Consider the following 21,535-nt stretch of genomic DNA (forward strand, 5'->3'; position numbering starts at 1 on the left):
AATAATAGATAGTCTTTAGAAGAGAGCAAACAGGAGTCTCCCTCTCCACTTCTTCTATAAGGTCACTGTCAAGAGTCTCTCTATTTCTTGATAAAGAAACTCTGTTGGTTGATAGGTTTTGCTTGTCTGAGCCAGAGCCTTTAAGTGCGACCAATCTTCCCGAGAAACTAATTTATTAAATAAGCGCAAGACTTCGGATTCCGTCTTTTTACGAGAGACCAAACCTATTTGGAATAACTCAGCCCGAACCGCATTATCAAACTGGTCATAGTCCTGGGGCAAAATTAGACTTGGAATGCCCTGCTCGATACAGCCCATCAAGATCCCTGCACCTGCATGATGAATGGCAAAGTCCATTTGATCCAGAACATCTGAATAAGGGAGGTAATCAAAGATTAGAAGATTCTCCGACAAGATCCTTGGTGGATGCTCCAAACCACCAGAGTCACCTAAGGTTACGTAAAAGACATAGTCAGGATGTCTTTCGCTCAAAATCTTCGTCAATTCCACCATCCGCTCTTTTTCCCATTTTAAATGAGTCCCGCAAGTGACGAAGACACGCTTTTTAGATCTAGTAAGATACTGCTTCTGTTCTTGGGGAAGGTTCCCTGGTGCGGTTTCCAGCCACCTAAATAAGCAGGTGTTGTCGTGCGACTTTCAATCGCTACTGGACTTGGAATGGTCGTAATCCAGGGAATGCCCAAACGATCTGCTAACATACCAGCAGGAGCGGCTACAAAATCTGCAATAACCAAGTCAGGGCTTCCCTCAGAGTCCCAAATTCGATTTATTTCGTCGAAAACTTCAGGAACCAGACTGATATTGGCCATTAATTGTTGGTACATGATCAATAGATTTGCTTGCTTTGATGTATTGGCTATATCTTCCATCACTGTCGGACGATCAGGAAACAAGGCAAGGCAGTCAAAACCAACCTGCTCAACCAATGCCTTTTTCTGAAAACCTGTAATAACACGGATCTGAAAACGCGGATCCTCCAGCAAGGGTTTCACTAGGGTCAAGGTTGGAAACAAATGGCCACTAAAGGGAACGCTAATCACATCGATTTTTATCACTTTTTCTAATCCAGTCATAGATGATTCCTTTCACATCTTCTCTGTATTCATAGCTATAATGATCCGTATCCACTTGAATATCCGCTGAGTGGCGATCCAGAATACGTGAATAAGGATCTTTCTTTCCTTTGATGACCAGTAGCTCTAGTTCTTTTTGATTTAAGAGAAGATGGGAAACCGGGCCAAGCGCTATCACGCGCAATCTTGGAAGGGTGACCTGATTCCCTAAACTTCTGAGCCACTGGGTCAGCATATTGACCCCTGAACTCTTACAAACAAGAACCACTTCCTGCGCTTCCAACAAGGGAGACAAGTGCTCCTGTAACAACTTTTGGAAACGAAGGTTCAAAATCGTATGCCAATAGTAGATGATATTGGATGCAGAAGCTGACAAGAGGGATACTTGTGGAGACTTTATATGTTCAAAATCTTGATTGAAGGGAAAATTACTGGCTACCACTGTATAGCCGGATGGACAAATCGCATGGAGGAGGTCTAGTTGTCCAGCTGTCAGCCCGGCACAAGTAATATCACTGCTCCCACTAAGAAAGAGAACCAAGCGATCAGAGTCTAGCATGGTCTGATTAGGTGACAAGGCAGACAAACGGTCCAGATAGGACTTCATCTTACTCATAACGAATCTTTCCATCCGTCACACGAATCTTACGCCCCCGCCAATTAATCACAGGAGGAGTCACTAGAACATAGACAAAGAGCCAAGGAAGCAGGAGATCATTTAGTACTTCGTAGGTGACTTCATCCAAGTGTAAGCGATTGGGTAGAATGCTTTGTCGATAGAGGAGCATCCATACTGCCTTGAATAGTAGTAAACTCAAGCCTAGAAGAAGATAAGGCCAACCTAAAAACAGACTTAGGATGAAGCCTGGAAGAGGCAGAAAACTCGGTAAGCCAATGAGGCAAAAGACCTTCCAATCCAAGTGTTCTTTTAGATAGATAGAGCTAAAGAGAAGCCATCGCTTCATCTGGAGCAGATATTGCTTAGCGTTTTTTATAGTGGTTCGAACATTACAGGTAACCCGCGTTTGGATAATGGATACTCCTTTACTCCTTAAAAAATCGGCCACAGCTAAATCATCACATAGATAGTCCTTAATCGCTGTGAAGAGCCCCTGATCTTTTGCAAGTTCTACCGGTAGGATATAAAACATCCCGTTGATGGAGTGATTCGCCTTAACTTCTGCCATGGTAAAATAGGTAATAAAGGAATTGCCATTAACGAATGCCGCAACCAGCTTGGACCAGAAATTACTTCTTTCTTGATTATAGGGAATACCTGTCAGAATGACCTCTTGACCCAGATAGGCAGTCAGCTCACCCATTTTAGAAAAATCAATCACACTATCATCGTCCAAAACAATTAGATAAGGCCGTGTCAGCTCCTCTACAACCTGCTCAATCTTGTAACTCTTGGGATTAATCCCCTGAGGGACGTCTTCGATGAGAAAGATTCGAATGCGTTGGGCAAAGGAAGCATCTTGGCAAATCTGATCTGCTACTCGCTGGGTTTCTGTATCAGACTGGTCAATCAACCAGTAGAATTCCACTGCTTCTGTTTGCTGGAGATTGGCCTGCAAATCATTCGCTAAACGAGGATCCCCAGAAAGGATGGGTTGGACCACTGTAAAAAGCTCTTCTGGGAAGTCTGCAATATGAGACTGGCCTTTTTTATAATAAATGAAGGACAGCAACCAACGGATGAGAAATAAGAGAAGATAAGCAAGGCCTAAAAATATAAATATAAATTTCATCTATTAAGTCCCTTTCGTAAATACCTTGCAAGGAGACGAATGATCCATCTTTGAGGAAGCAGACGACCTAGCAAAACGAGCAAGCGATAGCGAAGGCCGATAACAGCATAGGAAGTATCTCTTTCTATGAATCGAATCAACTGCTGAGCGACTTTCTCAGGCTTCATCTGCAAGCGACTTCCTCCCAATGCTTCTTTTAGTTTAGGAGAAAAAATGCCTGTTTGGACTGGTCCAAGAATATAGAGACCTAGCTGGACCGGAGAATCTAATTGACTTAGTTCCTCCTGGAGAGCAAGAGTGTAGGTCTGCAAGGCAGCCTTGCTGGAACTGTAGGCTGCTAGATAGGGATGAGGATAAAGGGCAGCCAGAGAAGACAGCTGGACCAGCTGAATCTTCTGATGTTTCTGCACTACCTTCTTGATTAGGTGGACAGGAGCATGGTAATTGATTTGCCAGAGATCTTGCTCACTGGCTGAATCAAGGTCACTCCCACGGGAAAAATAGGCTAATCCCGCACAATTGACGAGAAGATCTGCATCTAGGTTCTCTACAAAAGCTTCTAGAGCCACTTGATCTAGCATATCTAATGTTAGGATTGACAGTTGCGCCTTTCTCCCAGTTAGTTCTTTTTGGACTTGGGAGAGTTTATCAGCATCTCGACCCACTAAGACCAGATAATCCAGCCTTCTTGCCAGTTCTTTCGCTAGCTGCCGGCCAATCCCTCCTGTAGCCCCTAAAATGATCGCTTTATTATTTGTATCTTCCATCTTCATAGCTCTAGTGTACCAAATTTCGATTAGATAGAAAACTTCTACTGCCATTCTTCAACATTTAATGTACAATATACACACTAAAAAAATGAGAAATTCACTTTTAATCATTGAAATATGGATTGAAATAATTTATAATACCTTGAATAAAAAAAAAGTGAGGGATTTTTATGAAATTCTATTCATATGATTATGTATTGAGTCAGATTAGCCAACAAAATTGGGTCATGGTAATCATTTCCATTCTCTTAGTGTTGGTAACGGCTTTTTTTGCCTTTAAGGCATTTAAGGATAAACGCGGAAGTAAGTTCCGTGAATTATCAATCATTTCTATCTTATTATTAGTGGCCGTTGTTTTGATTGGTATTTCAAATTTCCAAAGCAATCAGTCCAACGACAATCAATTCCGTAGCTCTTTGCACTTTATCGAAGTCGTTTCAAAAGAGTTAGGAGTTGATAAAGAAAATGTCTACGTCAATACTTCAGCGACAACCGATGGAGCTATTATCAAGGTAGACAAGCAATTCTATCGCGCTATTAGCGGAACAGACCCGGATAGCTATTTACTTGAAAAAATGGACTTATATAAAACAGGTGTAGAACTGGTGGAGGTAGAAAAATAATGGACTTTTTTATCACAATTGCAATTAAGTTGGCTTTAGGGCTTGTTTCCCTAGTTTTTGTTATCAATGTAACAGGTAAAGGAAATCTAGCACCAAGTTCTGCAGTAGACCAAATACAGAACTTTGTGCTTGGGGGTATTATTGGTGGGGTTATCTACAATAGTTCGATTACCTTCCTTCAATATGCCATCATCCTCATCATCTGGACGATTTTGATTCTGTCACTCAAATGGCTTAATGCCAATGTTTACTTTATCAAACATCTGATTGATGGAAAACCAACCATTATCATTAAAAACGGAAAATTAGATCCAGAAGCCTGTCGCTCAAAAGGTCTTTCTGCTTCTGACGTCGCTCTTAAATTGCGCTCTCAAGGCGTTTTCCAACTAAAAGAAGTCAAAAGAGCCGTCATCGAGCAAAATGGTCAACTCATTGTCGTTCGAATGGGAGATGAAAATCCCAAATACCCAATCATTACAGATGGTGTAGTCCAAGTAGAAATCTTAGAGACCATCGGTAAAACTGAAGAATGGCTTATGGCCGAACTGAATAAAAAAGGATTTGAAAATTTCGATGACATCTTTATCGCTGAGTACGACAAGGGTGAGATTAATGTCGTGACTTATTAAGATTGGAAGTCAGCTATTCTATTGGTAAACTATAAAAAAAACTGCAAAAAGAGGCTGGGACAAAAGTCCTAGCCTTTCAATTGTCTTTGGATTGTCGAGCAAGACGCAGTGGTTGAGTAGGCTCTACTACGCTGATTTCATTAGCTTTTACAGCCCTACTCAACTGTGCGGAGGGGGGACGACGAAATCGAATTCTATCGAATTACCGATTTCTGTCCCACTCTTTACTCTATTTCTTAATAGTACTCCCCTTGACGGTAGTTCCAAGAGTTGAAATGATCGGACAAGTGCATCATGATCTTATCGATATCCAATCCTTTACGGATCACGACTGGACAAGTATTGACAGAGCGGCTACCTGCTCCTTGTTCTGGGATGAGGTTTCCTTCTGAATCCACCATTGATACCATCACCCCTTGTTCATAACGCGTTTCAATGGTCTTGTCTGGTTGGATAGAGGCTACATAGTCATCGGCTTCGATGACCAAATCCACAGCACCTTCGATACGCTCACCGATTCCTTGGACCTTCCCACGGTTTCCTTTGCCTGAAGGGTTAGCTGAAGAGGCGTAAACCATCTTGCCTTCTTTTTCCCACATTTCTTTGGCGATTTGCTCACCAGCTTTACCAAATTTGATGACAAAACAGCTGGTTCCACGAACGTCTGTCATGAGTTCTTCGCGTCCATCTCCGAAGGCTTGTAATTTTGCATAGGCATCTTCACGCCAAGGAAGGATACAACCAAGCAAGATATCTTCGTCCCAATGTTTTTGGTAGAAGGCATCGATTTCAGAGTTCAATTGTGCAAGGGCGCGGAGTTCATCCATGCTTCCACAAAGAACGACACCTGGTTTGTTGCGGTTGCGTTCTTTAGCTTCGAACTTCCGTTCCAAGCCGGCCTTGTCACTGGTCATAATAATGTAACCGACTTTTGTAGGGCAGACGATACAACCTCCCTCTCCTTTAAGAATGTCAAATCCTTCTTGTGAAAGTGTTCCGTCCCATTGAATGTGTTTTGTCATAAATTTCGTCCTCTTCTATTCTTTTTTTCTATTCTATCAGATTTCCTGAAAATCTACAATATATTTTCTGAATATTCTTAATTAACTATACAATTTTATTGCCAATAAGCTGGCCGTTGCTTTTCATAAGCGGCAATCAAGTCCTCATATTGAAGTGTAATACCAATGTCATCTAGACCATTGAGCAGTTTGTGCTTCCAATCACCATCGATCTCAAATCGAAACTCTCCAACTGGCGAGATAATCTTTTGTTCTTCCAAATCCACCGTCACTGGGTCTGTCGGCTTCAAGCTGGCTAGTTTTTGTCGAACCTCTAAGGGCTGAACAATCGGAAGCATCCCATTATTGAGTTCATTATTGTAATGAATATCTCCGAAGGATCCGGCGATGACGACTTTAAAGCCATAATCAGCCAAGGCCCAGGCTGCATGTTCCCGAGAGGAACCTGCCCCAAAATTGTCACCAGTGATCAAAATGGTTGCCTTGCGGTATTCCGGCTTATTAAAGATAAATGTTGGATCCTCGGTATACTGATCGTCCAAATAGCGCCAAGCATACATGAGGTATTTGCCAAAGCCTTTTTTATCAATCAGCTTTAAGAATTGCTTGGGGAGGATTTGGTCGGTATCGATATTATCGTTCATTAAGGGAACGGTTGTCCCCGTATAAATGGTAAATTTCTCCATGATTCCTCCTTTATTGAACTTCAGGCATTTGGCGCACATCGACAAAGTGACCGGCTATTGCTGCTGCAGCTGCCATAGCTGGGCTACAGAGATGGGTCTTAGCCCCAAACCCTTGGCGGTCTTCAAAATTTCGATTGCTGGTAGAGGCACAATGGACGCCATCTGGAACCTTATCTGGATTCATTCCTAGACACATAGAGCAACCTGGATCACGCCATTCAAAGCCTGCATCCATAAAGATCTTGTCCAAACCTAACTTTTCAGCAGCTTGCTTAACCGGACGAGAACCAGGTACGACTATGGCTGTTAAGTTGGGCGCGATCTTTTTGCCTTTCACAAACTTGGCTGCCAACTCCAAATCGCTGAGACGCGCATTGGTACACGAACCGATAAAGACATAGCCTAATTCAATATCTGCTGGTCTTTGACCAGGTTCTAAATCCATATAATGATAAGCCCGTTCATCATTCATATCTCGAATCTCTGGGAAGGGTGTCTCAAAATCCACTCCCATAGAAGGGTTGGTCCCCCAGGTCACCATGGGTGCTAACTGGGATACATCGATGGTGATGACTCTATCATATGTCGCATCGTTGTCACTGACCAGGGACTGCCAATCGGCTACTGCAGCTTCAAAATCTTTTGGCATACATTCACGACCACGGAGATAGTCAAAAGTCGTCTCATCTGGATTCATAATCCCCATCTTAGAGCCGAATTCAATGGACATATTGCAGATGGTCATCCGCTCTTCCATGGTGAGGCTATCGATTGCTTCCCCTCTATACTCGACCACATGGCCAACCCCACAGGCTACGCCATAACGAGCAATCAAGGCCAAAATATAGTCCTTGGCATAAATCCCCTTCTGAGGCTTTCCAGTAAACTCGACCAAGAGTTTCTTCGGTTTAACCTGCCAGATGGTCTGAGTCGCAAAGACATGCTCCACCTCACTGGTCCCAATCCCAAAGGCAATGGCACCGAAAGCTCCATGGGTCGCCGTATGGCTGTCTCCACAGACAATGAACTTTCCAGGCTGGGTACGGCCAGTTTCAGGACCAACCATATGGACAATTCCCTGTTTTTCTGAACCATGACCTGCATGATCGATCCCAAAGTCCTTGACATTTTCAGCTAATTTATCAATTTGAGCCTTGGAAATCACATCCCGGATATCATAAATGTTAACCGTTGGGACATTGTGATCAAAGGTTCCAAAGGTTAAATCTGGTCTCCGAACCTGTCTACCAGTGTCTCTAAGCCCTTGAAAAGCCTGGGGACTGGTCACCTCGTGGATATAGTGTTGGTCCACATACATGAGTTGGGGCTGGCCTTCCTCACCGGTCACTACATGCCGTTCCCAGATTTTATCAAAAATTGATTTTCCTGCCATCCTTACCTCCATAAAGCGTAGAGTGTGTAAAGTGTGAGAAGGGTTCCTAAGAGCCAGGTGACCTTAAAATACCATTTCTGTGTCTTGTGATGAAAGAGTAGCCCTCCTATCCAGGCTCCAAGCCCTCCAACTGCAAAAGCATAAAAGAGCAAGGTCTTTTCTGGTATCCGCCAAGTATTTCTTTTAGCCTTTTCCTTATCAACTCCGTAGAGAATCCCTACGAAGAGATTCCATAGAAGGATCAAGCCAGTAATCATTCCTTTTACACTCATAATCGTTTTATAATCTCTTCTGTCATTTCTTTTGTCGAAGCACTGCCTCCTAGATCTCTCGTAAAGATCCTTGCAGCAAGAGTCGCTTCAACTGCTTTTTCAATGCGGCTAGCATCTTCTTCTCGATCAAAACTTTCACGCATCATCATGGCAACAGAGAGGATCATCGAGACTGGATTCGCCACGCCTTGACCCGCAATATCTGGAGCCGATCCATGAATAGGCTCATACATGCTTGGACCTGTCTCTGAATGGCTAGCCGATGGCATAACCCCAAGAGTGCCAGACAAGATACTGGACTCGTCTGAAAGGATATCACCAAAGAGGTTTTCCGTCACGATGACATCAAAGCGAGATGGATTGGTAATCATGAGCATGGCTGCTGAGTCTACCAACTGGTGCTCCAAGGTAACATCTGGGAAGTCTTGAGCCACTCGATCAGCTACTCTTCTCCAAAGCTTGGAGGTTGCGAGAACATTTTGCTTATCAATGCTGGTGACTTTCTTGCGACGTCCCCGTGCAATCTCAAAAGCCTTCCGCACAATTCGCTCCACTTCTTCAACCGAGTAGTCGTTGATATCCCATGCTTGGTTTTCTTCTAAGATATGCTCTCCAAAGTAAATCCCGCCGGTGAGCTCGCGAACCACTACGAAGTCCACACCATGAATGCGCTCCTCCTTCAAAGGAGAGAGGTGCTTGAGGGCATCGTAGATTTTAACCGGACGAATGTTGGCATAAAGGTTGAGCTCCTTACGAAGAGCTAACAAGCCTTGCTCCGGACGAATCGGTGCTTGGTCATACTGAGGACTTCCGATAGCCGCTAAGAGAATGGCATCAGCTTCCTTTGTAGCTTCTAGAGTAGAAGCCGGTAGAGGATGACCAGCCGCATCAATCCCTGCTCCTCCAAATGGATGAGCTTGGACCGAATAGTCAAAATTTGTTTTTTCTGCCACTGCTTTCAGTACGGACAGGCCAGCCTCCATGATCTCTGGTCCAATCCCGTCCCCAGCTAGGGCGACAATCTTCTTTGTCATAGTGTTCTCCTTTAGGCATCTGGTAGATCACGATAGGATACAATGTGGCCGATCTCTCCAGCATTCTCTTTTTGCACCAAGGTATTGGCATTGATATAGGCAATCGCTGACGCCTTCAATACGTCAAAGTCTAAACCAGAAGCATTAAAGATGGTATCCGTCGCTTCGTTTTCAACAGTGACCAGCACACGCGCTTGGGCATCAATTCCATCTGTCACCGCATCAATGGTGTAGGAAGTCAGACGAACTTCTTGGTGGAAGAATTGATCAATAGCGTTAAAGATTGCTTCCACTGAACCTTGACCTTTGGCAAGGTATTCAAGAATTTCACCATCTTCATTTTTCAGGCTGACTGCTGCAGTGATGCTTTCATCTTCATTGGTTGTGAGGCGAAGATCATCAAAGTGGAAGCCTTCTGGATTTTCCACTGCTGTTCCAGCGACTAAGGCGCGGATATCGGCATCTGTGATCTCGTGTTTCTTGTCTGCCAGAGATTTAAACTTAGCAAACAATGGCCGGATGTCTTCTTCTGTGAATTCCAGTCCCAACTCATGCAGTTTTTCTACAAAGGCATGGCGACCAGACAATTTTCCAAGAGGGAGGCTATTGCTCTTGACACCCACCAACTCAGGAGTGATGATTTCATAGGTAAGAGGATTTTTAAGGACTCCATCCTGGTGAATCCCAGACTCGTGTGAGAAGGCATTGCCGCCAACCACTGCCTTGTTTTTAGGAATTGGAATCCCAGAGTAACGAGAGACCAACTCAGAGGTGTTGATGGTTTCATTAAGGACAATCGGACTCTCCACTTGGAAATAGTCTTCGCGAATATTAAGGGCGACCGCTACTTCTTCAAGTGCAGCATTTCCAGCCCGTTCCCCGATGCCATTGATGGTTCCTTCGACACGACCAGCTCCATTCTTGACAGCGGCGAGGCTATTAGCCACCGCCATTCCTAGATCATCATGGCAATGAGGGGAATAGATAATCTCACGATCTGTCTTGACATGGTCAATCAAGTATTTGAAAATAGCTCCGTACTCTGCTGGTGTCGTGAAACCGACTGTATCAGGAATATTGATGTAGCTAGCACCAGCATCGACCGCAGTCTGGACGACTTGCAAGAGGAAATCCAACTCCGTCCGTGTCGCATCTTCGGGCGAGAATTCAACAACTTCAAACTTTGAGCGAGCATAAGAAACGTGTTCTTTGATGGCTTCAAGGATTTCTTCCTTGGTCTTGTTGAGTTTAAATTCCCGGTGAATGGGACTCGTTGCGATAAAGACGTGAACTTGCGGATACTTGGCATCTTTCAAGGCTTCATAGCAAGCATCGATATCAGATTTAACGGAGCGAGCCAAACCTGTCACGGCTGTCTTGGTCAAGACCTTCGCAATCTCCTGCACAGCAGTGAAGGAATCCGGACTAGCTGCAGGAAAACCTGCTTCAATAGCAGAAATGCCCCATTTTTCCAATTGCTTGGCAATGGCAATCTTTTCTTTAATGGAGAAATTGACTCCTGGAGTCTGTTCACCGTCCCGAAGACTGGTATCTAAAAATTCAACTTTACGCATAGGGTCTCCTCTTTTCTAAACATAGTAAATAAAATAAAAACATCTCGCCAGTTACCTAAGCGAGATGTCTTGTTACTCCCGCTTGGTAAGCCAAACAGGACTAATGCTTTTGCACTAGCCCGAGTACCTCAACAACAAAGCAAATTGAATAAACTTAGCTGTTTTCATGTTTGACTTTCTCCTTTGATTGATGTCTTGTTTAGTATTTTAGCATAGGGAAAATTGAATGTCAAGAATTTTCTACAATATTCTGAATTTTTTGAATAGAAACAAAATAAAGGCGAAAGTCGCTTTCTTACTTTCGCCTGATCTTCTTATTTTTTCCTGTAGAGATCAAAGATGATTTGATCATTGTATAGATCAATGGTATTGGCCTTGACATAGAAATCCATCTCATTTTTAATCTTAGCAAGCTCGATCTTAATCGTCGCTTCTTTGCTATCAATTTTTACAAAGTCAGGTAGATCCTTGTTTGTAGACAGCACCTGCATCACGGTCTTCTTAGGAAGTTTCAAGGTCCCAACTGAAAAATCCTTGAGGGTCAGGAGGATACTCCCATCCTCTAGCTTACTTGGCTGGAAATAGATATAGAGCGGGTACTCCTTTCCTAAAAAGTCCATCTTCCCCTCTAGTAACATCTGTTGGTTGTCTGCATACAGTTGATAATCACTCAAATGATAACTTTTAAGCATGACCTTGATGGTTTCATTTAGTTGAGCCCTAGTTGTGGTCATACTGCCGATCTTGACATCTCCTCCTTGGCTAGGAGTCTGTAGTTGCCGGACATCCTCTCGTACCGTTGAGAAACGAGTCCATACGACTAGACTTGTTGCCAGCAAGAAACTGACCAAGCCTAGAAAGAGCCATTTCCAGATGTTAATCGGCGTTTTTTCTCGTCTCTCCTTAAAATGAGGTCCTGTGGTTGCTGGCTTAACCTTCTTCTCACTCGAACCATTTTCTCTCAGTTGCATGTATTTTCTCCAGTACGGCTTCTTTCATGATCACGTAGCCTGTATTATTGGGATGGAAACTATCCTCATCATACAAGGCATCATTGGTCACAGTTTCTTTTCCTAATTCGGATTCTGTCACCCCACTCTTGCCATCAATTCCCTTATAGAGGAGGTCATTGATTGGAACAAAGTAGACGCCTTGATAGGCAGAGAGGGTCTCCTCCGTTCTTTGGTTCCACTGATCGACAAGGGTCTGCAATTCCGTTAGATCGGGGAAATTGAGATACAAGGGATTATAGATCCCTACCACGTAAATGGGTAGATCCGGGTTGTCCTTGCGGGCAAATTCGATAATCTGTTTGAGATTTTTCTCATAGGTCTTCGATGCTTTTTCGAAGCGGTCCAGATCTAAGTTACTGGTATCCTCAAGAATGGCCTTTCGCAGGTCATTGCCCCCGACAGTAATGGTCAGTAACTGAGCCTTCTTCAGGTCCTTTCGAATCTCCTTTTTCTCCTGCATACGTGACAAAATTTGACCGCTCGTGTTACCAGAAACACCATAGTTGATCGCTTTGAATTCAAGACCTGTTTCATTGGTCAAACTCTGAGCAAGCAGAGGAACAAAACCTCCTTGATTGGTGCTATCTCCTACGCCTTTGGTCAAGGAATCCCCAATCGCTACATAGGTGACTACCTTCTTTTTGGCACTTGTTGACGGTTTGGTCATCACTGGTTCTGCCGAAGGAAGGAGCCAATTGACCAGAAAAAAGCAGACCAGAAAAGTGACCAAACAATACAAGATCATCTCTAGTATTTTTCTACTATTCATATACTCCTCATTCGTCCAGCTTTCAATTTGACTTCCTTATTTTTAAGTCAGGTTTAGGATTGGTAGACAATCTTGCCCTGGCAGATGGTATAGGCCACCTGTCCCTTGAGGGATTCACCAACAAACGGTGAATTAGCTGCCTTAGAAGCAAAATGATCAGACACTAAACGGTCAGCATCCGGATCAAAGATCACAATATCCGCTGGTCCACCGACTTCCAAATAACCCGCTTCAAAGTTATATAATTTAGCAGGATTATAGGTCATTTTTTCTAAGAGTTCCATCAAGCTGAGCTCTCCTGCATGGACCAAATAGGTCAAACCAAGCGATAGAGAGGTCTCTAATCCTGTCATGCCGGAAGGAGCCTTGGTGATATCGGCTACGTTCTTTTCATCCGCATGATGAGGCGCGTGGTCCGTTGCGATTACGGTAATGACTCCTGACTTCAAGCCTTCGATGACTGCACGACGGTCTTCTTCCCGACGAAGAGGCGGATTCATCTTGGCATTGCTTCCCTTAGACAGCAAGAGGTCTTCAGTCTTAGAGAAATGCTGAGGAGCTACTTCTGCTGTAACAGGAGCACCGATCGCTTGGGCAAACTCGACTACCTTGACACTCTCAGCTTTCGAGAGATGCTGGATGTGGAGGTGGCCACCTGTTGCGTGAGCAATCATAGCATCACGCGCTGCCATAGAGTATTCTGCCACACCAGTCGCTCCGCAAACCTTGAAATGCTCCCGAGCAATATGCTCATTGAGTCCCAGAATGCCGTTCAACTCTGGATCTTCTTCGTGGAGACTAATAAAGGTCCCCAGACGTTTGGCTTCTTCCAAGGCCTGACGGACTACCTTGGTACTTTGCAACGGGATCCCATCATCTGAGAAACCGACAGCCCCAGCTTGTAACAAACCTTCAAAGTCAGTGAGGTGTTGGCCATCAAAGTTCTTGGTAACCGTCGCTACGGTTTTAACATGGATGGCTTCCTTAGCAGCAGAATCCAAGACTTCTTTTAAGGTCTCGACATCTGAGATGGTTGGAGTGGTATTAGCCATCATGACGACTGTGGTAAAACCACCTGCAGCAGCTGCCAGTGCTCCTGTGTGAATATCTTCCTTGTGGGTCTGACCTGGTTCACGGAAGTGAACGTGAATGTCCACCAAACCTGGCGCTACCACCTTGCCACTCGCATCGATGACTTGGGCTCCTTCATAAGAAAGAGATGGACCTATTTCCACAATTTTCCCCTGATCTACCAAAAGATCACATACTTGGTCCAAACCAGTTTTTGGATCCATTACCCGACCATTTTTAATGACTAACATCTTCTACTCCTTTATTCATAGAAATCAACATGGGTCTCTAGCAAGCGATCCCCATCATAGCGGAACATAGCTGAAAAGAAGGGTTTTTCCTCCAAGAGCCACTCGACAAAGGTGTGGTCCCCCTCCCAAGTTGGCTTACTTAAGACTTGATCATAAGGCACCCACTCCAGTGTCCCTTCGTTACACTCGATGAGCTCCCCTTCAAATTCGGTCACCTTGAAGACATAGGTGTACCAGTCCAGGTCAGGTGTAAATTCAGGGAAGGTGATAATTCCTTTTAGAACTGGCTTAGCAACTAGACCCGTTTCTTCAAGAATTTCTCTAGTAGCACATTCTTGAGGAGTTTCCCCGCGTTCTAATTTTCCACCAACCCCGATCCACTTGCCTTCATGGACATCATTGGGCTTTTTATTGCGATGAAGCATCAAAAACGCTTCTCCATTATCGATATAGCAAATTGTAGCTAACTGTGGCATTATTTCTTCTTTCTATTTTCCTAACTTCGCAACCAATCAATAGGCTCGCGACCCATCTCCGTTAAATAAGCGTTGGTCCTTGAAAAAGGGCGGGAGCCAAAGAAACCGCGATAGGCCGATAAGGGACTGGGATGAGCACTTTCAATAATCAAGTGTTTGCTTGCATCAATCAAAGACTTCTTCTTCCGAGCATAGGCTCCCCACAGAATAAAGACAACATGCTCCTCCTCTTGACTGACTAGGCGAATAACTGCATCCGTAAACTCTTCCCAAATCAGGCCAGCATGCCCATTTGCTTGCCCAGCAGGCACTGTCAGACAGGCATTGAGTAAGAGAACCCCTTGCTCCGCCCAAGGCGTCAAATCATGGGAAGTTTTAACCCCCACATCTTCCAACAACTCCTTTAAGATGTTTTGCAAGGATGGAGGTGCTGGGATGTCATCCGGTACAGAAAAGCTAAGTCCCTGTGCTTGACCAGGACCGTGATAGGGATCCTGACCCAGAATCACGACCTTAACCTCTTCCAGATTCGTTGTCTTTAAGGCCTGAAATACCTTTTCACGAGGCGGATAGATGGTCCCTGATGCATAGACCTGGTCTAAAAATTGATTAATTTGCTTAAAGTAGCCCTCTGGAAGCTGCTCCTTAAGCAATTGGTGCCAACTTGAATGCTGCATGCCATCTCCTTACATATGGGTTTCTGAAGAGCCTTTGCTAGCGAGAAGCCATTTCTTTGGGCGATCCGCTAGACCAATTGAAGCTAGTAAGAGAATTTGTGGTAAAAATTGAATGAGGTAGCGAGTTTTTCCACCTTCAAAGATGGTCAAAAAGAGGAGTCCACCAAATACAGCTAATGACAAGAAGTGGATATCATCCTCTTCTCTTTTCTTCAGATAGACAAAGACCAGCCCAGCTGCCATGATGATCCAAATGACTTGTTTAAGGAACTCATAATATTTGTATTGAGGACGATCCGTACTCAAGAAGTAGGTCCGAACCCACTTAGCAAAGGGGAAATCCTTAGTGTAGCGCTCGTAAAGAGGATTGATAACGGGAGTCTTCTCATACTCCACATCCCGATAGAGCCAACCAAGTGTCCCTTCTGCCACCGTCAAGGATTGCTTGGTATAAAGATGTCCCAGGAGTCCAATCGGGCCATATTCCTTCAAGCGCCGTTTGATTTCTTTCATGATATATTCGTTCTTGAACATCCCATTATTGTACTCGTCTCGCTTATCTTCGTCGACATATTTCAAGAGCCCCTCTTTCATATCTGCTTGGTTATGACCAATATCCGTCAAGCCCAGGTTAATAAACAAGAGAGGACCCTTGGCCAGACCTTCCCCTTCGAGAATAGGAACAGCTGTTTGGTGTTTGACAGCTGTATTAAGGGCTCCATAGACCAGACCAGTTGATAAAAGGGTTAAAGCAAAGACTTTACCAAAGACCTTCCACTGCCCTTTAAAGAAAAGAACCATCCAAAAGGCTATCACGACAATAATGGTCGTCGGACGAATAAGCATAGTCAGACCTGATAATAGTCCAAATAACAAGGAGGTTTTCCATTGTGCACCACTGTCGCCCCCTTTTAAGAGATCCAAGGCTAGCCCTAATTGCAAGGCGATGAGAGGAAGAGGCGGAATATCAGTGTACATGGAGTAAAAATAAGGGGAATAACAGATTAAGGCCACATAGAGGGTATACACCCAATCTGCCACTTTTTGGTCATAATGTTTTAGTCCTAAACGATACAAGAGGATAGCTCCTGCATTCACAAAAACCATGTTGAGAACTTGCATGACCCAGAGTCCTGCTCCACCAAAGATTTGGTAGAAAAAGCGTTCGTACAAGAACAAGGGAAGGTTATTGGGATTCCGACTCAGGTAGCTTGAAATAGAGGACTCTTTTAGAAGGCTAAAGGCTCCCGTATAGACCACAGCAGCATCCCGACGAATCAACAATTCTGCAGATAGCATAAAAACAATCTGAACCAGAATTGCTCCCAGCATAAATCCTGTCTTATGTTTCATCAACCAGGAAAAGGCTCTTTTGAGATAGGAGCGACCAACATAAGCTAGGAGGAAGACAAGTCCCCCAACTACAAGTCCCCATCCCGAAATATCTTTTAGGTATACGGCACTAATGATAAACCAGTGCACCATCAGGAACAACATGACCAGATGGAGAAAGCCAAATAAGACTTTTTTACTTTTTACTAACATAGCTCCATTATAGCAAAAAAATAGGGATTTCGCTGGATTCTATCGGCTCTCCATCAAATAGAGGACTTCAGTTTGGATGGTGAAGCCCAGGCCTAGATAAAGGCTGAGGGCTGCTTGATTCTCTTTTTCAACGACAATCTGAAATTGCTGCTCCATTTCTGCAGCCATCTGATTCATCACACTTCGCAAGAGATAGCGCGCATACCCTTTGCGGAGATGATCCGGGTCAACGGCTAGTCCAAAGAAATAGGTCGTTCCCTGAGATAGATCCACCGTAACAGAAGCAAGGACTTGCTCTTGGTCAAGTAAGACAAAGAGACGGGTATCCTGGCCCTCGAGAGACTCGGTCGCATACTTGAGGGCATAGTCAAGATCTGTCTCAAAAGCCTTGGATTGAAAATGAGCAATCTCTTGGAGCATGGACTCCACAGCTTCCAATACCATCATCCCTTCTCTCTTCTCATGGTCGGTGATCTGACATGGGGCCTCCAACCAAAGTTCGTGGTCTTCCTCATCTGCCTCCACTAAATGAAAATGGCTAAGTAAGTCCGTGTTTTGGTCCAAAAACCGAACCTCTGATACATATAGTCGTTCTTCTAGCTGATAGTCCTTGGCCAAGTCCATAAAGTCTTCCCATAAGGAACGAGCAATCCCTTGTCTACGAAAAGAAGGAGTCACAAAAAGTTGTACTTCAGCTTCTTTGGGTTCATCCGCATAGATGGACAAAAATCCAACCAGCTTCCCCTCCACCAATGCAAGGATAAAGGCTGGCATCGTAGGATCAGCATTGTAGAGATTATCCAAATAGGGCAAGCGATAGGTATGGTCAATTTGGTGACAGGATCTCACAAGCTGCTCACACTGCTTCTTTTCTTCTAGACTCAGACGAGTGCGTCTTTCAAGCTTCATAATTTTTCCTTCCTTTACAAAACAAAAGGAGAGCCAAGTGTTGGCCCTCCTCCATTATACTTTAGTCTTGCCAGGTTTCTTGGTTTTCCTTGAAACGGCGTAACAGATCCAAACCTTCAGAAGTAATGTAACCCTGTTCTTCTGCCAAATGAATCAATTCTGTGTAGTTAGACAAGGTTTCAAGTTGAACGCCAGCTTCCGCAAATTTCTTATCGGCTTTCTCCAATTGGTAGGTGAAAATAGCCACCACACCAAGGACATCTGCTCCTTCGCGCTTCGCAGCTGCGACAGCCTCCAAAACAGACCCACCAGTAGAAATCAAGTCTTCCACTACGACCATCTTTTGACCTTGTGGTACACGGCCTTCAATTTGGTTACCAGCACCGTGGTCTTTTGGTTTGCTACGGATGTAGGCAAATGGCAAATTCATCTTGTCCGCAATAATAGCTCCGTGAGGAATCCCAGCAGTTGCCGTTCCAGCAATCACTTCTACTTCTGGGAAAGCTTCCTTGATTTTGTCCACGAAGCCATTCTCAATCAAAGTACGAGTTTCTGGATAAGCGAGGGTCACACGGTTATCCGTATAAATAGGGGACTTAATCCCAGAAGCCCACGTAAAAGGCTCTTCTGGTTTCAAATAAACAGCTTCAATTTTTAGAAGATGGCTGGCAATATCTTTAGCTAATGACATGATAACTCCTTTTCACGATTTTAATCGAATACGAATTAAATCAATGATTTATTTTTAAACGACTGTACAGGTTAGTGAATAGTTCAGGGAAGGCCCTATCGGACTTAATTATTCCGACGATCTCAGTAATTTTCTCTTCTGAGATCTAGTGAAGGCGTTAGGGAAGGCCCCGTCGGGCTTCCCGTAGAGCTACAAAAGTTTCACTTTTAGTAGCAATTAGTGTTCCGACGATTATGAGAATAAAACGATACTTTTTATTCTCATAATCTAGTGAATAGTTTAGGGAAGGCCTTATCAGGCTTCCCGTAGAACGTCTTGAAGCACAGCTTCTTAGACGTTCTTAACTATTCCATTGTCTCTTAATCTCATGGTAAGCGTCCCATGGATTTTCAGCTTGGATAATTGGACGTCCAACAACAATGTAGTCAGAGCCAATTTTATGGGCTTCTTGTGGGGTCATGACCCGTTTTTGGTCACCAATTTCTGCTCCTGCAGGACGGATCCCTGGGGTCACACAAACAAACTCTTCTGATGTAGCTTTCTTGATCAAATCTACTTCATGGGCTGAGCAGACAACGCCATCCAAGCCTGCTTCTTGCGCCTTACGGGCATAATTAACTACTGATTCTTGGACAGTGGTTTGGATGTTTTGGCAATCACGCATGTCTTCTTCACTGGTAGAAGTCAATTGAGTCACCGCTACCAACTTAGCTCCTGGTCCAAGTGCTTTTTTGGCTTCGCGCATCATCTCTACACCACCTGCTGCATGAACTGTCACCATATCCACACCAAAGGTGCCTAGGACAGACATGGCTGACTTAACCGTATTTGGGATGTCGTGCAATTTTAAATCCAAAAAAATGCTATGGCCACGACCTTTCAGATAGTGAACAATTTCTGGGCCGACTGCATAGAAAAATTCCATTCCGATTTTTACAAACAGTTTTTCATCTTCTGGGAAATGTTCTAGAAAGTTTTTGACATCTTCAAAAGCTGGAAAATCAAGGGCGATGATGGGACGTTCTTCACGCATGGGTTTCTCCTTTTTATGGCTGACATTTTTTCCACAAAAAAACCTTGCCCGAGGCAAGGTTACACGAAAATTAGGTAGTATCTACCCTGATTCACCGTCTAGACCTTAGGAGCCTCTCAGGACTACTTTAAAGGTTTTTCTACATTGTAGTACGATATGAAAGAAAAGTCAAGAAATAATCGAAAAACGTTCGGATTCAGTCTGTCTTTTCGGATTAGACTAGTAAGAGTCCTTGATCATAACAAAAAACTTGACATATTACCGATTTTCCTGTAAGATATTTTCTATGCTGAGTAAGGGTTGTTTTAGTTGTAACTTACTCAGTAGCCTGTTGGGGTTGTAGCCAGCAGGCATTTTTTATTTTCTTGATAATCCTTATAATAGATTTTCTCGGACATGCCGACGTAAATCTTCCAAGCTAGTTATTCCATACTGATCCATGACCTGTGGAAGATTTTCGATAATGGTCGGACAAGCATATGGATCTGTAAAGTTAGCAGTTCCTACTCCGATTGCAGAGGCACCAGCAATAAACATCTCCAGGGCTGCTTCTGCTGAATCTACACCGCCCATCCCAATAATCGGAAGTTTGGTCGATTGGGCTACTTGGCGGATGAGTTTCAAGGCTACTGGGAAGATAGCTGGACCTGACATGCCACCTGTGCCATTGGCAATGATGGGCTTGCCAGTCTTGAGGTCAAAGCGCATCCCGACTAGCGTGTTGATCATGGTCAAGCCACTAGCCCCTGCATCTTCTACAGCCCTTGCGACTTGAGTAATGTCCGCCACACTAGGTGTTAATTTGACATAGACAGGAACGGAGGAGGCTTCTACCGCTGCTTTTACTGCATCATAGGCCAACTCAGGAACTTGTCCGATTAAGAGGCCATTGTTGCCATGGTCTACGTTGGGACAAGAGATATTGAGCTCGATGGCCTTGACATTTGGTGCTTGCGAGATCTTGCCAGATACCGTCGCATACTCTTCATTAGAGAAGCCAGCTACATTGGCGATAATCGGTAGATCTGGATAATGCTGGGCCAACCAAGGAAGTTTCTCTGATAGAACCACGTCTACCCCTGGATTTTGGAGCCCAATGGCATTGAGCATGCCGGCAGGTGTTTCGGCAACACGTGGTGTGGGATTTCCGAAGCGAGCCTCAGCGGTTGTCGCCTTGATCATAATGGATCCAAGCAGGTCTAAATCATAGTATTTGGCATATTCCTGACCAAAGCCAAAACAGCCGGAAGCCGGAATAATGGGATTTTTCAAGTCTAATCCTGGTAAGGATACAGCTAATCGATTACTTGTCATACTTTCCTCCCTACATCACAATCGTACCAGTTTCAAAGACTGGACCGTCTTCACACACGCGCTTGTTGGCTGCTTGGCTCTCATTTTCCAGATGCACCACACAGGCATAGCAGGCACCCATCCCACAGGCCATACGCGATTCCATAGAAATATAGGCGCGAGGATGGTCATGGAATTTGGTATTGACATATTTGAGCATACCAGGTGCCCCACAAGAATAGACGGCATCAAACTCCTGGTCCATCTGATCAACGATTGTTGACACATAACCCTTGGTACCATAAGAACCATCGTCTGTTGTAATGGTGACTTGGCCGTACTGCTTCAATTCTTCTTCCAGGATCACAGCTTCTTTATTGGCAAATCCAAGGACAGAATGGACTTCTACTCCCTGCTCATGTAGTTGTTTAGCCACTTGGACCAAGGGAGGCACTCCAATCCCGCCACCGATGATCAAGGCACGTGCCCCTTGACCAAGACCCTTAAGGTCAAAGCCGTTTCCTTGAGGACCCATGACACTGAGGAAGCTACCGACAGGCAAGTGAGAAAAGATGGCTGTCCCTCCCCCTTCTACCCGATAAATGAGGCGACAGGTCTTGCTGTCTGGATCAATCTCTGAGATGGAAATGGGACGACGAAGGAGTTTAGAGTCATCCGGTACACGGATATGGAGAAACTGCCCCGGTAGCATCTGCTCCACCATTTCCCCCTTCAAGACCATTGAAAAAATCCGTGGCGCAATCTCTTCTTGAGCGATTAACTCCATGTCTTCCATCATGATTTTTCCAAACCGTTTTTTACAGCTGTCACTGACCATTGGTTTCCTCTTCTTTCTTCCAGCAAAAAAGACCTCGCAAAAGCAAGGTCCTACAAATGATCAGCTAGACTCGGTCCGCTGATTTTTTTTCTGTCTTTCCTTGCAGGCCTCTCTGGACCCC

General features: G+C 44.4%; 22 protein-coding genes and 1 pseudogene. 2 read left to right on the plus strand and 21 right to left on the minus strand.

What is annotated here, in order from left to right; translation table 11 throughout:
* Positions 1-54 precede the first annotated feature (54 nt).
* The 4 genes and pseudogenes from AC3E6G_RS04340 to AC3E6G_RS04355 all read right to left on the minus strand — a co-directional run bounded on the left by AC3E6G_RS04340 (position 55) and on the right by AC3E6G_RS04355 (position 3,618).
* Positions 55-1,094 (minus strand): annotated as a pseudogene (locus tag AC3E6G_RS04340) (glycosyltransferase).
* On the minus strand, positions 1,054-1,710 hold the full coding sequence (locus AC3E6G_RS04345; protein ID WP_350018652.1) for a hypothetical protein: 657 nt from the start codon (positions 1,708-1,710) through the stop codon (positions 1,054-1,056). Before AC3E6G_RS04345 ends, AC3E6G_RS04340 begins: the two are co-directional and overlap by 41 nt.
* Positions 1,703-2,845 carry a glycosyltransferase gene (locus tag AC3E6G_RS04350; RefSeq protein WP_490700531.1) on the minus strand — a complete coding sequence of 381 codons (1,143 nt, stop codon included), beginning with the start codon at positions 2,843-2,845 and terminating at the stop codon, positions 1,703-1,705. Before AC3E6G_RS04350 ends, AC3E6G_RS04345 begins: the two co-directional genes overlap by 8 nt.
* Complete coding sequence (locus tag AC3E6G_RS04355) at positions 2,842-3,618, minus strand: SDR family NAD(P)-dependent oxidoreductase (protein WP_238656424.1); 777 nt, start codon at positions 3,616-3,618, stop codon at positions 2,842-2,844. The genes AC3E6G_RS04350 and AC3E6G_RS04355 overlap by 4 nt, the downstream gene beginning before the upstream one ends.
* Positions 3,619-3,785: 167 nt before the next feature.
* On the opposite strand from AC3E6G_RS04355, the gene AC3E6G_RS04360 reads away from it, so the two are divergent.
* Positions 3,786-4,238: a DUF3290 family protein gene (locus tag AC3E6G_RS04360; protein WP_238656340.1), complete on the plus strand. Its 453-nt coding sequence runs from the start codon at positions 3,786-3,788 to the stop codon at positions 4,236-4,238.
* A complete protein-coding gene (locus tag AC3E6G_RS04365; RefSeq protein WP_275112230.1) occupies positions 4,238-4,867 on the plus strand; it encodes a DUF421 domain-containing protein in 630 nt (209 codons plus the stop codon). The genes AC3E6G_RS04360 and AC3E6G_RS04365 overlap by 1 nt, the downstream gene beginning before the upstream one ends.
* Before the next feature lie 236 nt (positions 4,868-5,103).
* Here the strand turns inward: AC3E6G_RS04365 and AC3E6G_RS04370 are convergent, their stop codons facing one another.
* The 17 genes from AC3E6G_RS04370 to AC3E6G_RS04450 all read right to left on the minus strand — a co-directional run bounded on the left by AC3E6G_RS04370 (position 5,104) and on the right by AC3E6G_RS04450 (position 21,414).
* A complete protein-coding gene (locus AC3E6G_RS04370; protein WP_490700532.1) occupies positions 5,104-5,889 on the minus strand; it encodes an L-threonylcarbamoyladenylate synthase in 786 nt (261 codons plus the stop codon).
* A gap of 95 nt (positions 5,890-5,984) precedes the next feature.
* Positions 5,985-6,575 carry a 3-isopropylmalate dehydratase small subunit gene (leuD, locus tag AC3E6G_RS04375; RefSeq protein ID WP_023026769.1) on the minus strand — a complete coding sequence of 197 codons (591 nt, stop codon included), beginning with the start codon at positions 6,573-6,575 and terminating at the stop codon, positions 5,985-5,987.
* A gap of 10 nt (positions 6,576-6,585) precedes the next feature.
* Positions 6,586-7,968 (minus strand): 3-isopropylmalate dehydratase large subunit, encoded by a 1,383-nt coding sequence (gene leuC / locus AC3E6G_RS04380; RefSeq protein WP_490700533.1) that lies wholly within the window; start codon positions 7,966-7,968, stop codon positions 6,586-6,588.
* 2 nt (positions 7,969-7,970) lie between these two features.
* Positions 7,971-8,240, minus strand: a complete 270-nt coding sequence (locus tag AC3E6G_RS04385; protein WP_048689804.1) for a DUF1294 domain-containing protein — start codon at positions 8,238-8,240, stop codon at positions 7,971-7,973.
* Complete coding sequence (leuB, locus tag AC3E6G_RS04390; protein WP_048788969.1) at positions 8,237-9,274, minus strand: 3-isopropylmalate dehydrogenase; 1,038 nt, start codon at positions 9,272-9,274, stop codon at positions 8,237-8,239. The genes AC3E6G_RS04385 and leuB overlap by 4 nt, the downstream gene beginning before the upstream one ends.
* 11 nt (positions 9,275-9,285) lie before the next feature.
* Positions 9,286-10,848: a 2-isopropylmalate synthase gene (locus AC3E6G_RS04395; RefSeq protein WP_490700534.1), complete on the minus strand. Its 1,563-nt coding sequence runs from the start codon at positions 10,846-10,848 to the stop codon at positions 9,286-9,288.
* A 314-nt stretch (positions 10,849-11,162) separates the two neighbouring features.
* Positions 11,163-11,819 (minus strand): YpmS family protein, encoded by a 657-nt coding sequence (locus tag AC3E6G_RS04400; RefSeq protein WP_490700535.1) that lies wholly within the window; start codon positions 11,817-11,819, stop codon positions 11,163-11,165.
* Complete coding sequence (locus tag AC3E6G_RS04405; RefSeq protein WP_490700536.1) at positions 11,791-12,630, minus strand: SGNH/GDSL hydrolase family protein; 840 nt, start codon at positions 12,628-12,630, stop codon at positions 11,791-11,793. The genes AC3E6G_RS04400 and AC3E6G_RS04405 overlap by 29 nt, the downstream gene beginning before the upstream one ends.
* Positions 12,631-12,683: 53 nt before the next feature.
* The gene (locus tag AC3E6G_RS04410; RefSeq protein WP_490700537.1) at positions 12,684-13,952 is read right to left on the minus strand and encodes a dihydroorotase; all 1,269 of its coding nucleotides are present in this window, start codon (positions 13,950-13,952) and stop codon (positions 12,684-12,686) included.
* Positions 13,953-13,963: 11 nt separating this feature from the next.
* Entirely contained in the window at positions 13,964-14,428 is a 465-nt protein-coding gene (locus AC3E6G_RS04415; RefSeq protein WP_490700538.1) for an NUDIX hydrolase, read from the minus strand.
* A 20-nt stretch (positions 14,429-14,448) separates the two neighbouring features.
* A complete protein-coding gene (locus tag AC3E6G_RS04420) occupies positions 14,449-15,105 on the minus strand; it encodes a uracil-DNA glycosylase (protein WP_195610985.1) in 657 nt (218 codons plus the stop codon).
* Between the two features lie 9 nt (positions 15,106-15,114).
* Positions 15,115-16,650, minus strand: coding sequence for a glycosyltransferase family 39 protein (locus AC3E6G_RS04425; RefSeq protein ID WP_238656333.1), 1,536 nt, complete (start codon positions 16,648-16,650; stop codon positions 15,115-15,117).
* A 39-nt stretch (positions 16,651-16,689) separates the two neighbouring features.
* Complete coding sequence (locus AC3E6G_RS04430; RefSeq protein WP_490700539.1) at positions 16,690-17,559, minus strand: GNAT family N-acetyltransferase; 870 nt, start codon at positions 17,557-17,559, stop codon at positions 16,690-16,692.
* A gap of 61 nt (positions 17,560-17,620) precedes the next feature.
* Positions 17,621-18,250 carry an orotate phosphoribosyltransferase gene (gene pyrE / locus AC3E6G_RS04435; protein WP_195324024.1) on the minus strand — a complete coding sequence of 210 codons (630 nt, stop codon included), beginning with the start codon at positions 18,248-18,250 and terminating at the stop codon, positions 17,621-17,623.
* Positions 18,251-18,590: 340 nt separating this feature from the next.
* On the minus strand, positions 18,591-19,283 hold the full coding sequence (gene pyrF, locus AC3E6G_RS04440) for an orotidine-5'-phosphate decarboxylase (RefSeq protein ID WP_061563914.1): 693 nt from the start codon (positions 19,281-19,283) through the stop codon (positions 18,591-18,593).
* Positions 19,284-19,658: 375 nt separating this feature from the next.
* Positions 19,659-20,597: a dihydroorotate dehydrogenase gene (locus AC3E6G_RS04445; protein ID WP_048689836.1), complete on the minus strand. Its 939-nt coding sequence runs from the start codon at positions 20,595-20,597 to the stop codon at positions 19,659-19,661.
* 10 nt (positions 20,598-20,607) lie between these two features.
* Positions 20,608-21,414 (minus strand): dihydroorotate dehydrogenase electron transfer subunit, encoded by an 807-nt coding sequence (locus AC3E6G_RS04450; protein WP_048689839.1) that lies wholly within the window; start codon positions 21,412-21,414, stop codon positions 20,608-20,610.
* Positions 21,415-21,535: the final 121 nt, after the last annotated feature.

It is taken from the genome of Streptococcus sp. SCPM-O-B-23252 (M501), from assembly GCF_058200355.1.

What these genes read in the sequence shown, in the direction of transcription:
- AC3E6G_RS04370 (WP_490700532.1), bottom strand. Translation starts at nt 5,889, where the DNA reads ATGACAAAACACATTCAATGGGACGGAACACTTTCACAAGAAGGATTT.
- AC3E6G_RS04450 (WP_048689839.1), bottom strand. Translation starts at nt 21,414, where the DNA reads ATGGTCAGTGACAGCTGTAAAAAACGGTTTGGAAAAATCATGATGGAA.
- AC3E6G_RS04350 (WP_490700531.1), bottom strand. Translation starts at nt 2,845, where the DNA reads ATGAAATTTATATTTATATTTTTAGGCCTTGCTTATCTTCTCTTATTT.
- AC3E6G_RS04405 (WP_490700536.1), bottom strand. Translation starts at nt 12,630, where the DNA reads ATGAATAGTAGAAAAATACTAGAGATGATCTTGTATTGTTTGGTCACT.
- AC3E6G_RS04360 (WP_238656340.1), top strand. Translation starts at nt 3,786, where the DNA reads ATGAAATTCTATTCATATGATTATGTATTGAGTCAGATTAGCCAACAA.
- leuD (WP_023026769.1), bottom strand. Translation starts at nt 6,575, where the DNA reads ATGGAGAAATTTACCATTTATACGGGGACAACCGTTCCCTTAATGAAC.
- AC3E6G_RS04425 (WP_238656333.1), bottom strand. Translation starts at nt 16,650, where the DNA reads ATGTTAGTAAAAAGTAAAAAAGTCTTATTTGGCTTTCTCCATCTGGTC.
- AC3E6G_RS04385 (WP_048689804.1), bottom strand. Translation starts at nt 8,240, where the DNA reads ATGAGTGTAAAAGGAATGATTACTGGCTTGATCCTTCTATGGAATCTC.
- AC3E6G_RS04420 (WP_195610985.1), bottom strand. Translation starts at nt 15,105, where the DNA reads ATGCAGCATTCAAGTTGGCACCAATTGCTTAAGGAGCAGCTTCCAGAG.
- AC3E6G_RS04410 (WP_490700537.1), bottom strand. Translation starts at nt 13,952, where the DNA reads ATGTTAGTCATTAAAAATGGTCGGGTAATGGATCCAAAAACTGGTTTG.
- leuB (WP_048788969.1), bottom strand. Translation starts at nt 9,274, where the DNA reads ATGACAAAGAAGATTGTCGCCCTAGCTGGGGACGGGATTGGACCAGAG.
- leuC (WP_490700533.1), bottom strand. Translation starts at nt 7,968, where the DNA reads ATGGCAGGAAAATCAATTTTTGATAAAATCTGGGAACGGCATGTAGTG.
- AC3E6G_RS04430 (WP_490700539.1), bottom strand. Translation starts at nt 17,559, where the DNA reads ATGAAGCTTGAAAGACGCACTCGTCTGAGTCTAGAAGAAAAGAAGCAG.
- AC3E6G_RS04365 (WP_275112230.1), top strand. Translation starts at nt 4,238, where the DNA reads ATGGACTTTTTTATCACAATTGCAATTAAGTTGGCTTTAGGGCTTGTT.
- AC3E6G_RS04415 (WP_490700538.1), bottom strand. Translation starts at nt 14,428, where the DNA reads ATGCCACAGTTAGCTACAATTTGCTATATCGATAATGGAGAAGCGTTT.
- AC3E6G_RS04445 (WP_048689836.1), bottom strand. Translation starts at nt 20,597, where the DNA reads ATGACAAGTAATCGATTAGCTGTATCCTTACCAGGATTAGACTTGAAA.
- AC3E6G_RS04355 (WP_238656424.1), bottom strand. Translation starts at nt 3,618, where the DNA reads ATGAAGATGGAAGATACAAATAATAAAGCGATCATTTTAGGGGCTACA.
- AC3E6G_RS04345 (WP_350018652.1), bottom strand. Translation starts at nt 1,710, where the DNA reads ATGAGTAAGATGAAGTCCTATCTGGACCGTTTGTCTGCCTTGTCACCT.
- AC3E6G_RS04395 (WP_490700534.1), bottom strand. Translation starts at nt 10,848, where the DNA reads ATGCGTAAAGTTGAATTTTTAGATACCAGTCTTCGGGACGGTGAACAG.
- pyrF (WP_061563914.1), bottom strand. Translation starts at nt 19,283, where the DNA reads ATGCGTGAAGAACGTCCCATCATCGCCCTTGATTTTCCAGCTTTTGAA.
- pyrE (WP_195324024.1), bottom strand. Translation starts at nt 18,250, where the DNA reads ATGTCATTAGCTAAAGATATTGCCAGCCATCTTCTAAAAATTGAAGCT.
- AC3E6G_RS04400 (WP_490700535.1), bottom strand. Translation starts at nt 11,819, where the DNA reads ATGCAACTGAGAGAAAATGGTTCGAGTGAGAAGAAGGTTAAGCCAGCA.